14 protein-coding genes are annotated in these 12876 nt (G+C 68.6%); 10 read left to right on the top strand and 4 right to left on the bottom strand.

Features of this window, described 5'->3' with window-relative positions; all coding sequences use genetic code 11:
* Positions 1–312: 312 nt before the first annotated feature.
* The 9 genes from rpmH (at position 313) to C1N74_RS15935 (ending at position 5877) form a co-directional block, all read left to right on the top strand.
* Positions 313–450 (top strand): 50S ribosomal protein L34, encoded by a 138-nt coding sequence (rpmH, locus tag C1N74_RS15975; RefSeq protein ID WP_036304730.1) that lies wholly within the window; start codon positions 313–315, stop codon positions 448–450.
* A gap of 13 nt (positions 451–463) precedes the next feature.
* Entirely contained in the window at positions 464–802 is a 339-nt protein-coding gene (gene rnpA, locus C1N74_RS15970) for a ribonuclease P protein component (protein WP_023953438.1), read from the top strand.
* Entirely contained in the window at positions 799–1155 is a 357-nt protein-coding gene (gene yidD / locus C1N74_RS15965) for a membrane protein insertion efficiency factor YidD (RefSeq protein ID WP_064955288.1), read from the top strand. Before rnpA ends, yidD begins: the two co-directional genes overlap by 4 nt.
* 7 nt (positions 1156–1162) lie before the next feature.
* Positions 1163–2251, top strand: coding sequence for a membrane protein insertase YidC (gene yidC, locus C1N74_RS15960; protein WP_036305434.1), 1089 nt, complete (start codon positions 1163–1165; stop codon positions 2249–2251).
* A 45-nt stretch (positions 2252–2296) separates the two neighbouring features.
* Positions 2297–2803 (top strand): R3H domain-containing nucleic acid-binding protein, encoded by a 507-nt coding sequence (locus C1N74_RS15955; protein ID WP_023953444.1) that lies wholly within the window; start codon positions 2297–2299, stop codon positions 2801–2803.
* Positions 2796–3443 (top strand): 16S rRNA (guanine(527)-N(7))-methyltransferase RsmG, encoded by a 648-nt coding sequence (gene rsmG / locus C1N74_RS15950; protein ID WP_088379740.1) that lies wholly within the window; start codon positions 2796–2798, stop codon positions 3441–3443. The genes C1N74_RS15955 and rsmG overlap by 8 nt, the downstream gene beginning before the upstream one ends.
* Positions 3444–3591: 148 nt before the next feature.
* Complete coding sequence (locus C1N74_RS15945) at positions 3592–4521, top strand: ParA family protein (RefSeq protein ID WP_137750910.1); 930 nt, start codon at positions 3592–3594, stop codon at positions 4519–4521.
* Positions 4521–5504, top strand: coding sequence for a ParB/RepB/Spo0J family partition protein (locus C1N74_RS15940; protein ID WP_137750909.1), 984 nt, complete (start codon positions 4521–4523; stop codon positions 5502–5504). Before C1N74_RS15945 ends, C1N74_RS15940 begins: the two co-directional genes overlap by 1 nt.
* 34 nt (positions 5505–5538) lie before the next feature.
* On the top strand, positions 5539–5877 hold the full coding sequence (locus C1N74_RS15935) for a hypothetical protein (protein ID WP_023953449.1): 339 nt from the start codon (positions 5539–5541) through the stop codon (positions 5875–5877).
* Positions 5878–5955: 78 nt separating this feature from the next.
* Here the strand turns inward: C1N74_RS15935 and trxA are convergent, their stop codons facing one another.
* The 4 genes from trxA to C1N74_RS15915 form a co-directional block, all read right to left on the bottom strand.
* On the bottom strand, positions 5956–6279 hold the full coding sequence (trxA, locus tag C1N74_RS15930; RefSeq protein ID WP_023953450.1) for a thioredoxin: 324 nt from the start codon (positions 6277–6279) through the stop codon (positions 5956–5958).
* Positions 6280–6350: 71 nt separating this feature from the next.
* Positions 6351–7382, bottom strand: a complete 1032-nt coding sequence (gene trxB, locus C1N74_RS15925; protein ID WP_181405561.1) for a thioredoxin-disulfide reductase — start codon at positions 7380–7382, stop codon at positions 6351–6353.
* Positions 7383–7486: 104 nt separating this feature from the next.
* Entirely contained in the window at positions 7487–9094 is a 1608-nt protein-coding gene (gene murJ / locus C1N74_RS15920; protein ID WP_064955293.1) for a murein biosynthesis integral membrane protein MurJ, read from the bottom strand.
* Positions 9091–11226 carry a DUF6049 family protein gene (locus C1N74_RS15915; protein WP_137750907.1) on the bottom strand — a complete coding sequence of 712 codons (2136 nt, stop codon included), beginning with the start codon at positions 11224–11226 and terminating at the stop codon, positions 9091–9093. The genes murJ and C1N74_RS15915 overlap by 4 nt, the downstream gene beginning before the upstream one ends.
* Positions 11227–11354: 128 nt before the next feature.
* On the opposite strand from C1N74_RS15915, the gene C1N74_RS15910 reads away from it, so the two are divergent.
* The gene (locus tag C1N74_RS15910; protein ID WP_258317950.1) at positions 11355–12872 is read left to right on the top strand and encodes a methyltransferase; all 1518 of its coding nucleotides are present in this window, start codon (positions 11355–11357) and stop codon (positions 12870–12872) included.
* Positions 12873–12876: the final 4 nt, after the last annotated feature.

Genomic DNA, 12876 nt, shown 5'->3' with positions numbered 1-12876 from the left:
GAGTTCCCCCGCGGATGATCGATGCTTGTCCACACAGCTACGCGCCAAACTGGGGATAGCTGTGGATAACTGCCCGTGACACGCTAGTCATGCGGTGTCGGGAGCGCCAAATCCACTGTAGTTCCGGCCCGCGTGTCGCCGCCAGGGCCTGTGCACAGCGGTGGATAATTGCGGGTTCCCATCGCTCCGGTTTGAGTTACGGGAGAACGCGACGTACCCTTAGTCGGTTGACTTATGCCCGTGAGGGCAGTCCTGTACCCCCGTGTCCCCGGTCTGAAGCGTTCCGGTGACCGCCGATCCGGAGTGATCCCTATGAGCAAGCGCACGTTCCAGCCCAACAACCGCCGCCGCGCCAAGAAGCACGGCTTCCGCGCCCGCATGCGCACCCGCGCCGGTCGCGCCATCCTGTCGGCTCGCCGCGGCAAGGGCCGCACCGAGCTGTCGGCCTGACACAGCCTCTTCTGTGCTGGCGCGCGGAAACCGGATCACGCGCGGGGCGGATTACAAGGCCGTCGTCCGCGGGGGTGCTCGCTGTGCCGGTGCGCACACCGTGACCTACGTGGTGTCCACCGGTGCGAGCCGAGCTCCCCGCTTCGGTTTCATCGTCAGCAAGCAAGTCGGATCAGCCGTCGTGCGCAATACAGTGCGCCGACGGCTGAAGGCCGTTTGCGCGCAGGCCCTTCCCGACGTCCGCGAGGGCGCCGACATCGTCATCCGAGCGCTCCCCTCTGCGGCGCGCTCGGATTTCGCGGATCTGAGAGACGAGGTGGAGCGGTGTCTGCGACGACGTGCGGCGGTATGAGCTGGTCGACGCTCCCGACGGCCTCCGTCGGCGATGGACACCTGACCGCGGCATCCGTTCTCCGCGCCATCCCCCTCGCTCCTCGCAACGCGGGGATCGCGCTGCTCCACGCATACCGGTCCGTCGTGTCGCCGCTGTACGGCGACGTCTGCAAGTACTACCCGAGCTGTTCCGCGTACGCGGTGGGAGCCGTGCAGCAGCACGGTCTCGCGAAGGGCTCCGCCCTCGCCGCCGCTCGGCTCGCCCGATGCCACCCGTGGGCAGCGGGGGGCGTCGACGACGTTCCCGCCCACCGGGACTTCCGCCACACCCTGACCAGGCACGGCTTCGTCGTGCCGCCGAGAAAGGACTGATCCCGTGCTGGATCTCTTCCTCGCCACGCCGACTCCCGTCGTGCCGACCCCGACGACTCCTCCTCCCGGCGGTGCTGACTTCTTCAGCACGATCATGTGGCCGTTCAAGTTCCTGGTCGAGGCGATCCTGGTGTTCTGGCACTGGGTCCTGACGGCTCTCGGGATGCCGGCCGCAGCAGGCGCCACCTGGGTCATGTCGATCATCGGCCTGGTCATCGTCGTGCGCTCGGCGCTGATCCCGCTGTTCGTGCGGCAGATCAAGAGCCAGCGGAAGATGATGGAGCTCGCGCCCGAGATGCGCAAGATCCAGGAGAAGTACCGCGGCAAGCGCGACCAGCTGTCTCGAGAGGCCATGAGCCGCGAGACGATGGCGCTGTACAAGAAGCACGGAACGACGCCGGTGTCGAGCTGTCTGCCGCTCCTCGTGCAGATGCCCATCCTCCTGGGCATGTTCTACACGCTCAGCGACGTCAAGAAGCACGCGGAGTGGGGCGTGGGCGGCGTGGGTCTGCTCAACGTCGACCTGACCAAGCAGTTCTACGATGCGCAGCTGTTCGATGTGGCGCCGCTTCACACGAACATGATCGAGGCGATCAACCTCGGGCAGACGGCCACCGTGACGATCCTCGTGATCCTGGTCGTGCTGATGATCGCGTCGCAGTTCATCACCCAGCTGCAGATCATCTCGAAGAACCTGTCGCCCGAGGCCAAGACCGGTCAGGCGTACCAGATGCAGAAGATCATGCTCTACGTCCTTCCGCTGGCGTTCATCTTCTCGGGCGTCTTCTTCCCGCTCGGCGTCGTCATGTACTGGTTCACCTCGAACATCTGGACCATGGCCCAGCAGTTCATCGTCATCCGCAACCTTCCGACCCCCGGTTCGGAGGCGGCGAAGGCCCGCGAGGAGCGGCTCGCGCGCAAGGGCAAGGCCCTCGATTCCAAGGGCCGCGTCGTGTCGATGGAGAAGTACGAGGCCGAGCAGCAGCGCCTCCTCGAAGAGGCCGAGCGTGCCCGCGCGGCTCAGCCGAAGCGTCAGCAGCCGCTGAGCAAGCAGCGCGCGAAGAAGCAATCGAACAAGGACGGCTCGCAGGGCTGACCCTGCCGGCAGCCGCATCGCACAGATCCAACCACGCGAGGAATCATGACGAACCCCACCGAGTCCCCGACGACCGAACGCCCCGACGCCACGGTCGAAGAGCTCGAGCGCGAAGGCGACATCGCTGCTGACTACCTCGAGGGTCTGCTCGACATCGCCGACATCGATGGTGACCTCGATCTCGATGTGCGAGCCGGCCGTGCCTACGTGTCGGTGGAAGCCGACGACCCGAACTCGCTCCGCGTGCTGTCGGATCCGGATGTCGTGCAAGCGGTGCAGGAGCTGACTCGGATCGCCGTTCAGACGAAGACGGGACGCTTCTCGCGCCTCATCCTCGATATCGGAGGGTCGCGCGACGCCCGCCGGCGCGAACTCGAGCGTCTGGTCGACCGTGCGGTCGAGCGTCTCAACGATGGCGCATCGCAGGCGTCGCTGCCCGCGATGTCGAGCTACGAGCGCAAGCTGGTGCACGACATCGCCTCCGAGCGTGGGGTCGTCTCCGAGTCGTACGGCGAGGGCGCGGATCGCCACACCGTCATCCGTCATGGCTGATGTTTCACGTGAAACACCCGTGATCGAGCAAGAGCCCACCGCTGCGGTCGAGGTGCTCTTCGGGTCGCACGCCGACCTCGCGCGGCGCTACACCGCATCTCTTGCGGAGCACGGTGAGGAACGCGGGCTCATCGGTCCACTCGAGCTCCCGCGACTTTGGACGCGGCACGTTCTGAACTGCGCGGCCGCAGCGCCCCTCTTCAGCGGACGCGTCGGAGATGTCGGCTCGGGCGCCGGTCTTCCGGGCCTCGTCCTGGCCATCGCAAGACCGGACGTCGAATGGGTTCTCATCGAGACCATGGAGCGTCGCGTCGCGTGGCTTACGGAGCAGGTTTCCGCCCTCGGACTGAAGAACGTTGAGATCGTTCGCACGCGAGCCGAGGAATGGAGCGACGCCGGCGCCCTGGACGCTGTGACCGCGCGCGCGGTCAGTGCGCTGCGCACGCTCGTTCCGATCACCGCTCCGCTTGTGCGTGACGGTGGCGAGCTCATCCTGTTGAAGGGTGCCAATGCCGAGGCGGAGATCGCTGCCGCCGAGAAGGCGATTCGTCGGTTTCGGCTCCAGGATGTTCGCGTCGAGACCGTGGGGGAGTCGGTACTCACGGAACCCACGCGCGTCATTCGCGCGACCGTGAGGTGATGTTTCACGTGAAACGTCGGCCAGACCGTCCCACGTTTCACGTGAAACATCACCACCCGCGTTTCATCTGAAACGTCGGCGCCCCCGTTTCACGTGAAACGTCGCAGGGCATCCGTAGAGTGAGATCAGGAACTGAGGAGTTGAACGAATGGCAGAACCGGAATCGGGCCGCGCGTCGCTGACGTTCGATTCTCCCCTGGCGCGTGAACTGGCCGATCTGTCGTCGCGCCGGCGCGCGTTGGATGCCGTATCGATCGATTTTTCCGGCGATCCGCGTGTCATCACCGTGTCGAATCAGAAGGGTGGCGTGGGCAAGACGACGACGGCAGTCAATCTCTCGGCTTCTCTCGCTTCGCTCGGCGCTCGCGTCCTCGTTATCGATCTCGATCCCCAGGGGAATGCTTCGACGGCACTCGGGGTCCCGCACAGTGCCGATATCCCCAGCGTGTATGACGTGTTGATCGATCAGTTCCCCCTGTCGGACATCGTCCAGGTGAGTCCGGAGTCACCCAATCTCCTCTGCGCGCCGAGCACGATCCATCTGGCCGGCGCCGAGATCGAACTGGTCTCGCAGGTTGCGCGGGAGCATCGCCTCCGCACGGCCGTCGAGGACTATCTCGCGTCTACCGAGGAGCGCATCGACTTCGTCATCATCGACTGCCCGCCTTCTCTCGGGCTTCTGACTATCAACGCTTTCACCGCCGCGCACGAACTGCTGATCCCGATCCAGTGCGAGTACTACGCGCTGGAAGGCCTGAGCCAGCTCCTCGGCAGTGTCTCGATGATTCAGAAGCATCTGAACAGCCGGCTTCACCTCTCGACGATCCTCCTGACGATGTACGACGGGCGCACGCGTCTGGCGCAGCAGGTGGCGGAGGAGGTGCGCTCGCACTTCCCGAAGGAGGTGCTTCGTACGGTGATCCCGCGATCGGTGCGTGTCTCGGAAGCACCGAGCTTCGGTCAGACCGTGATCGCTTACGATGGGCAGTCGGCCGGCGCGGTGGCGTATCGCGAGGCAGCCGTCGAGATCGCTCAGCGAGCGACTGCCGCAGCACGAGGAAACAAGGGAGAAGCCTGATGGCCAAGCGCACCGGATTGGGCCGAGGAATCGGCGCACTCATCCCCACGTCGGAGGCGACGGAGGCGCGCCCCGTCGACGTCTTCTTCCCCGGTGCCAAGGGTGCGACGACCACCGTCGAGCCCCCGGCATCCCCTGACGCGGCGAAAGACGATGCTCCCGAGCTCGTCTCGATCCCCGGAACCGCCCTCATCCAGGTCGATCCGAACGAGATCGTGCCCAACCCGCGGCAGCCGCGCACCCACTTCGACAGTGACGACCTCGCCGAACTGGTCCACAGTGTGCGAGAGTTCGGCGTCCTCCAGCCGGTCGTCGTCCGCACGAACGAGGACGGCAAGTACGAGCTGATCATGGGTGAGCGCCGCACCCGCGCCGCTCGCGAGGCCGGTCTGACGGCGATCCCGGCCGTCCTGCGCGACACGTCGGACGAGAATCTCCTCCGCGACGCGCTGCTCGAGAACCTGCACCGCTCCCAGCTGAACCCGCTGGAAGAGGCATCCGCGTACCAGCAGCTGCTCGAGGACTTCGGGATCACGCAGGAGGAGCTCGCGACCCGGATCGGACGGTCGCGCCCGCAGATCAGCAACACCATTCGCCTGCTGCGGCTGCCGGTGCCGGTTCAGCAACGTGTCGCGGCGGGTGTTCTCAGTGCGGGTCACGCCCGCGCGATCCTCTCTGTCGACGGCGCCGATGCGATGCAGCGCCTGGCGGACAAGATCGTCAACGAAGACCTCTCGGTTCGGGCCGCCGAGGCCGCCGCCAAGACCATCGACGCAGCCGGCACCCGACGCCCCACCCCCAAGGCGGGGGGAGTTCGGGCGCACCTCGACGAAGTGGCGGGACGCCTCGGCGATCGTCTCGACACCAAGGTGAAGATCTCGCTCGGTGCGCGGAAGGGCCAGATCGTCGTCGACTTCGCGACGATCCAGGACCTGAACCGGATCCTCGCGGAGCTGGGCGAGAACGCGTACGGCGCACGCTGACGCCGGTGTCGGTGGCGCGACGTAGGCTTGTTCGGTGAACGACGAGCAGAACCCCAAGCGAGCCAGCGTCGAGCTGCTGCGCGCTGAGGCCGCCGACGAGTTGTCGGTGCTCGTCGAGGAGCGTCTTCGTGCGGGTGAAGACCCGTGGGAGTTCATGGAGGAGCTGCCGTCGGTCGACGAGCTCGTCGTCCTCATGCTGCGGGCCGAGAACATCGCCGCCTACGGCGGTGGGCGTCCCAGCGCGGCTCGCAACTACCGCGTGCTGCGACAGATCGCGATGGATCACCCCGAGCTGACCCGTGCCGTGTGGCGTCTGCTCGGCAGCGAACCGCACCGCCGGTGGGATGCTGCGACGACAGCCGACGCATCCTGAGCCGCACAGCGAACTTGCGCTGATAGAAAAAGCCCCGGTCAGATTGATGATCTGACCGGGGCTTTTTTCGTCTGGATGTCAGCCGATGTACGAAGCGAGGTCCTGCTCGAGAGCGAACTTCGGCTTGGCGCCGATGATCGTCTTCTCGACCTCGCCCTTGTTGAAGACCTTCATCGCGGGGATGGAGGTGATCTGGTACTGCATGGCGAGGTTGGGGTTCTCGTCGACGTTCAGCTTGAGCACGGTGATCTTCTCGGGGTGCTCGGTAGCGATCTCGTCGAGGATGGGTCCGACCATGCGGCAGGGACCGCACCACGCGGCCCAGAAGTCGACGAGGACGGGTCCATCGGCGTCGAGGACGTCCTGCTGCCAGGTGCTCTCGGTCGTGGCCTTGGCGGTCATGGTGATCTCCTTCGAAAGGGTGTCGCCCACGTCAACGACGAGGGCGTGGGAATTGTTCCGCGGTGCAGCGGTCAGGCCGCGTCGCTCTCGTCGTTCGTCTCGGTCTCGGCGACGAGCGACTCGAGTCCTTCGTCGGGGCGGCCGCGCAGCGGCGAGCTGTCGGCTGCGGGCTCGGATGCCTCACCCAGGGCGGCGAGGTAGTGCTCGACGTCGAGGGCTGCGACCGTGCCGCTTCCGGCAGCGGTGACCGCCTGACGGTAGGTCGGGTCGATGACGTCGCCGGCCGCGAAGACACCGGGGACCGACGTGCGCGACGAACGACCGTCGACCCACACGGTGCCGTGCTCGGTCAGGTCGAGCGAACCGTGCACGAGGTGCGTGCGCGGGTCGTACCCGATGGCGACGAAGATGCCGTCGAGCGCGAGCTCGCGGGTCGAGCCGTCGACCGTGTCGCGGAGGACGACGCCCGTGACGGCATCCTCACCCAGGATGTCGGCGACCTCGCTGTTCCAGATGAACTCGATCTTGTCGTTGTTCATCGCGCGGTTCTGCATGATCTTCGAGGCGCGCAGCTCGTCCCGGCGGTGGATGACATACACCTTCGAGGCGAATTTCGTCAGGAAGGTCGCCTCCTCCATGGCCGAGTCGCCGCCGCCGACGACGGCGATCGTGCGCTCGCGGAAGAAGAAGCCGTCGCAGGTGGCGCAGTACGACACGCCACGGCCCGACAGACGGCTCTCGCCCTCGATGCCGATCTTGCGCGGGGCCGAACCGGTCGCGAAGACGAGACTGTCGGCCTCGTGGGTGGCGCCGCTGCCGAGGGTGACCTTCTTGACGGGGCCGTCGATGTCGAGCTCAACGACGTCGTCGTAGAGCACTTCGGTGCCGAACTTCTCGGCCTGCTCCTGCATCTTGGTCATGAGGTCGGGCCCCATGATGCCCTCGGGGAAGCCGGGGAAGTTCTCGACCTCGGTGGTGTTCATCAGCTCGCCGCCCGCTTCGACCGAGCTCGCGATCAGCAGCGGCTTCAGGTTCGCGCGTGCCGCGTAGATCGCAGCCGTGTAGCCGGCCGGGCCGGATCCGATGATGATGACCTGTCGCACGTCGACATCCCTTTCTGGGGTCTGGAATCCGCGTCGCGGATACCCCGACACGTCCAACCCATGGTAGCCGCGGGGCATTCCCCGGCGGCGGTGGGGAGGCGCCGTCAGCGACCGATGATGCGACGCACCGTGCGAACGGCGGTGCCGAGCTCCGGCGCGCGCAGGAGGGCGAGGAGGATGACGTAGACGACGAGGGTCGCCCCGCCGATGACGGCGCCGCCGACGAGCGCTGCGGCGACCGTCTCGATCGTCCACCCCCACACACGTGCCAGGAGCAGCGAGACGGCCCAGCCGACGGCGCAGGCGGGGATGCCGGCGGCGACGAAGCGCAGAACGCCGCGTACCGCACCGCCCAGGCCGAGCGGGCCGATCTTCCGGCGCAGGAGGATGACCGCGAGCACCAGCTGCACGATGTTGGCGAGCGACTGCCCCAGCGCGATGCCGACGGCGAGATACTCGACGGGCAGCAGGAGGTAGGCCGCGACGGCGGTCGCGGCGACGAGGATCGCCTGCACCAACGTGAACACGAATGGTGTCCGCGTGTCCTGGTGGGCGTAGAAGGTGCGCTGCAGCACGAACTGGAACGACAGCGGCAGCAGAGCGACAAGATACGCGGCGAGGACCCAGGCGAACGTCGCCGCCGTCTGCGGACCGGTCGTGAAGACGCGCGAGATGGGCAGAATCGCTGCCACAATCGCGGCCAGCGCACCGACCATGAAGATCCCGATGGTTCGGGTGGCGGCGTCCAGATCGGAGCGGAGCGCATCGGGTCGCCCCGTGGCGACATGCGCGCTCAGACGGGTGAAGTAGGGCGTTCCGATCGACAGTACGATCACCGAGAACGGCAGCATGAACACCAGCCACGCGTAGGACATCGCCGCCACCGAGGCACCGGCGTTGGATGCCGCGCTCACGAGAGTCGACTGGACGAGGCCGGCGAGCTGGCCGACCAGGACCATCAAGAATGTCCAGCCCGCGAGGCGGCCGATGTGCCGCAGCCCGATACCTCGCCACCGGAAGTCGGGACGGATGTGCAGGCCAGCGCGGCGCCAGAACAGCAGGAGCACGCCCGCCTGTGCGACGATGCCCGCCGTCGCGGTGCCGGCGATGACGGCCACCATCGTCGGAGTCCAGCCGACCACGTCCTCTTGGACGCCGAAGAGCCAGATGAAGACGAGGAAGCCGATGATCGACACGATGTTGTTGACGATCGGCGACCAGGCGAAGGGGCCGAACACTCCGCGCGCGTTGAGGATTTCGCCGAGAAGGGCGTAGATGCCGTAGAAGAGCAGCTGCGGCAGGCACCAGTAGGCGAATGCCAGCGTCAGCGCCGAGGCCTCGGGACTCAGCCGGGAGCCGAACGCCACGACCAGCAGCGGCGCCGCGACGACGGCGATGACCGTCGTGATGAACAAGGCGGTGGTTCCGAGTGTCAGGAGCTTGGAGACGAAGGCGCTGCCGCCGTCGCGATGCTTCGCCGCCTGGATGATCTGCGGGACGATGACGCCGGCCAGAAGGCCGGACGAGATGATCGCATAGATGTTGTTCGGCAGCTGATTGGCGATCGCGAACGCATTGGCTGCCCCGCCGGTGGCGCTGGTGGCAATCACCGGCAGCGCTGCGGCGAGCACGATGTTGCGCACGAGGCCCGTGACCCGGGAGACGAGTGTTCCCGCGGCGACGACCGCTCCTGCCCGGCCGATTCCGCTCACTCGATGCTCTCCTGCTGTTCGGGGATGTCGTTCTGTTCGGAGGCGGTCTCGCTCCGCCGACGCCGCAGCTTCAGAATCGTTCGGATCACGCCGCCCGCGATGAGGACGACGACGATCACGATGATCGCTGTGATCCCGACCGACTCCCACTCCGCGCGCACCGTGAGCCCGATGGCCTCGGGTGCGCCGATCGGCACTGCCGAGGTGCTCCGCAGCTGCAGGCTGAGTGTCGTCTCGCCGCTTCCGACGCGTGCCTCGACCGGCACGTCGACACGCGTGTTCTGCTGCGCGCCCGCTTCGACGACCGTCGCCTTCTGCACGATCAGGCGGGGGTCCCCGGTCTCGGCGAACAGCACGAGGGAGACCGGCCAGGGCAGGTCGTTGCGGACCGTGACGGGAATCGGGGCGCTCGTGGCGAGGAAGTTGATGGTGCCGGGGTTCGCGATGCCGATGGCATCCAGCGTGCTCTCGGTGTTCTCCTCGTGCTGCGCGACGGCAGCTGCCCACGCGGTCGGCTCGGTCAGCCACGCGTCGCCGATCAGCTGCAGGATGGCGGTGCGTTCGCGTGCCGTCAGCTGGGTGGGTTCGACCAGGGCGGTCGCGAAGGTCGCCAGGCGCTCTTCGTCGGCGAGGAAACGCTGCAGGGCCGCGACGCGGTCGGCATCGGCGGGGATGTCGGCGATGGCGACCTGCCCGGGCGTGGCGGCACGCAGATCCTGCAGCGACGTCGGCGCGGCGCCCGCAGCGCCCGTGATCGCGGTGATGGCCGTCCTCACACCGGCGCGCGAGGTCGTCGCGGGACGATCGATCGTCGCGACGAGGGGGCCCTCGCCGCTCAGGGCGACCTGCGCCGTGGCGGCGGCGAGTTCCGCGCTGCGGACCGGCGCGTCGTCGGAGGCGGCCGCAACGCGTGCGAGCTCGGCGGAGACCAGGTCGTCGTACACGAGGAGATCCGCGTCGCCCGTGGCGGCGCGGACGCCGCCGTCACCGCCGGAGACGGTGTCGGACGGGACGAGGGTGAGCGCATCGGCGTCCGCCCCGGCCTGCGCGTCGATGGCCGCGACGACGTCGGGTCCCGCGGTGCCGCCGGCGGGCCAGAAGATGTCGCGGACGGTGTTCGCCGCCGTGCCCACGGCCAGCAGCTGCCGCAGATCGGGTACGCCCTCGGCAGTGGTGGAACCGGCGGCGCTGAAGTTCGCCGGATCGGCGTACGGGGCGAGGGTCGTGGGCTCGAGCGGCGCCGTCAGACCGGCGTGCACCTGCGTCGCGAGGTCGGCGTCGCCGAACTGCAGGGCGAAGCGCTCATTGGGCAGAGCCATGAGGCTCGCGAGCCAGCCCGTGGCGGTGGCCGGTGCGCTCGAGCCCAGGACGCGGATCGAGGCGACGATCGCGGGGTCGACCGCGAGCACCGCCGGGGTGCCCGTGACAGCGTTGAGCGCCGCGCTGAGGGCTCCGTTCTCGGCCGTAAGCTCCGTGAGCTCCGTCGCCGTGAGCAGTCCCGAGGTGCGGGCTCCCGCGGTGATCGGGACGATGACGGTGGTCGAGCGCGGCGGGGCGTCGGTACGGGGCACCGTGATGACCGTCCGCGATGAACCACCCGGACCGGACACGGCGACCGGGTAGACCCCGGGGGCGAGGCCGACGAGGTCCTTCTCCGTCGCGGAGATCGACACGTTCGTGGCGCGTTCGTCACCTGCCGCGAGCTCGGCGACATCGGCGCGCGCGACCTCCTCGAAGACCGGAAGCGCCTCTTCCGCGTCGTCGCCGGGGCGGAGCCAGTCGACGACCGCCTGCTGCGACGCCAGGGCTGACCGTGACAGCGAGACCGAGACGGTGCCGGCGGGAAGGGGGCGCGGCGACCCGTTCCGCTGATCCACCGAGATGAGCGCGTCGGTGCCGGTCGCGACGGTTCCGCCGTTGGCCGGCGCGGCGATGAGCGAGGCGATCCCCGGGGTCCCCGGCGTCGGGCTGACGTCCGGCGTCGAGCTGGAGCTCGGCGACGTCTCGGCGAGAGCGGACGCGGGAGACGCCAGCGGTGCCACGACGATCGCTGCGGCCGCGAGCCAGCTCAGCACGCGGGCAGCGCGACGGCCGCGACGGGCGCGGGCGGTGGCAGGGGAAATGTCGGTCATGGCGGTTCTCGACCCGCTGCGATACCCGACCGCAGGGTCGCACAGAGTCTAGGGCGGGCCCGCTGTGCGTCATCCGAGGCGGGCCGGGCCATGCGGCTATTCGGTGGCCCGCACGGTTGAATGGGGGAGTGACCCTGCATCCCGACGCCGGCCGCTGCGCGGCGCTCCGTACCGATCTGGATGCCGCGGGCTACCGCGCCGACGCCGTGCGTGCGCTCTGGGGCGGGATGGTCGACACCGCGGTGGGTCACGGCCTCATCGAACCCGCGCGGCGCGTGCTGGCCGGACGCACCGACGCGCTGGCCGTGCTGGCGGGCCTGCTGTTCCTGGGAGGGCCGGCTCCCCGCGCCTCGGTGGACGCCGCGCTTCCCTCGCTCGGCGCTGCGGGCCTCACGGAGCTGGGGCTGGCCCACCTCGACGGCGACCTCGTCGTGCCCGACGCCCTCGTGCGACCGCAGGACATCTCGGATGCCGCAGGCGAGGGCCACTGGTGGATCGCGAGCGACCTCGACGAGGCCGCGGTGGGCGGACCACTGCCCACGGGGCATGTCCTGGGCGTCGGCGGCGCGTCGCTGACGCTCGCGGGGCTGCAGTTGACGTCGCAGGTGGGACGCGTTCTCGACATCGGCACGGGATGCGGCATCCAGGCTCTCCGTGCGCGGCGCGCGGGGGACCGCGTCGTGGCGACGGACGTCTCGGAACGCGCCCTCGCTTTCACGCGCCTGAATGCCCTTCTCAACGACGTCGATGGAATCGAGACACGGTTCGGCAGCCTGTTCGAGCCGGTCGCCGGCGAGCAGTTCGAGCGGGTCGTGTCCAACCCGCCGTTCGTGATCACTCCCCGGGTCCAGGGCGTACCGGCATACGAATACCGCGACGGTGGCATGTCGGGCGACGACCTCGTCGCCGCCTTCGTGCGCGAGGTCGGCTCGGTGCTGGCTCCGGGCGGCGTCGCCCAGCTGCTCGGCAACTGGGAGTACCGCGCCGGCGAGGACGGGCTGGACCGGGTGCGCTCGTGGGTATCGGAGTCGTCCGTCGCCCTCGATGCGTGGGTCGTGGAGCGCGAGCAGCTCGATCCGCTCGCCTACGCCGAGCTGTGGGTCCGCGACGGCGGCACCGCGCCCGGCTCGCCCGCCTACGCGCCGCTCGTGCAGGCGTGGCTCGACGACTTCGCCGCTCGCAGGGTCACCGCGGTCGGATTCGGCTACATCACGCTGCACCGCCCGGCCGTCATCCCGACGCTCGCCCGCTACGAACGCGTCGTCGGAAGCATTCCCGGCGGCCTCGGCCCCCACATCGGCGAGTCGCTCGACGCCTGGCAGCGCCTCTCGAGCATGACCGACGCCGACCTGGATGCTGCGGTGCTGCGGGTCGCCCCCGATGTGACCGAGGCACGCCATCACACTCCGGGCGTGGAGGACCCCCAGGTCATCGAGCTGCGTCAGGGCGCGGGATTCGGGCGCGTGCTCGATGTCGATCCGGCCCTCGCCGCGCTCGTCGGGGCCAGTGACGGCGACCTGCCCGTCGGCGTGCTCGTCGCCGCGATCGCCGACCTGCTCGAGGTGGATGCGGCAGCGCTCCGCGCCGACCTGCTGCCGCGCGTGCGCGAGCTGCTGTTCACGGGCTTCCTGCACTTCGCCGGCTGATCCC

Source organism: Microbacterium sp. SGAir0570, from assembly GCF_005491085.2.
Classification (GTDB): domain Bacteria; phylum Actinomycetota; class Actinomycetes; order Actinomycetales; family Microbacteriaceae; genus Microbacterium; species Microbacterium arborescens.
Note: the sequence above shows the minus strand (reverse complement) of the source record. Positions and strands in the feature narration are given on the sequence as shown.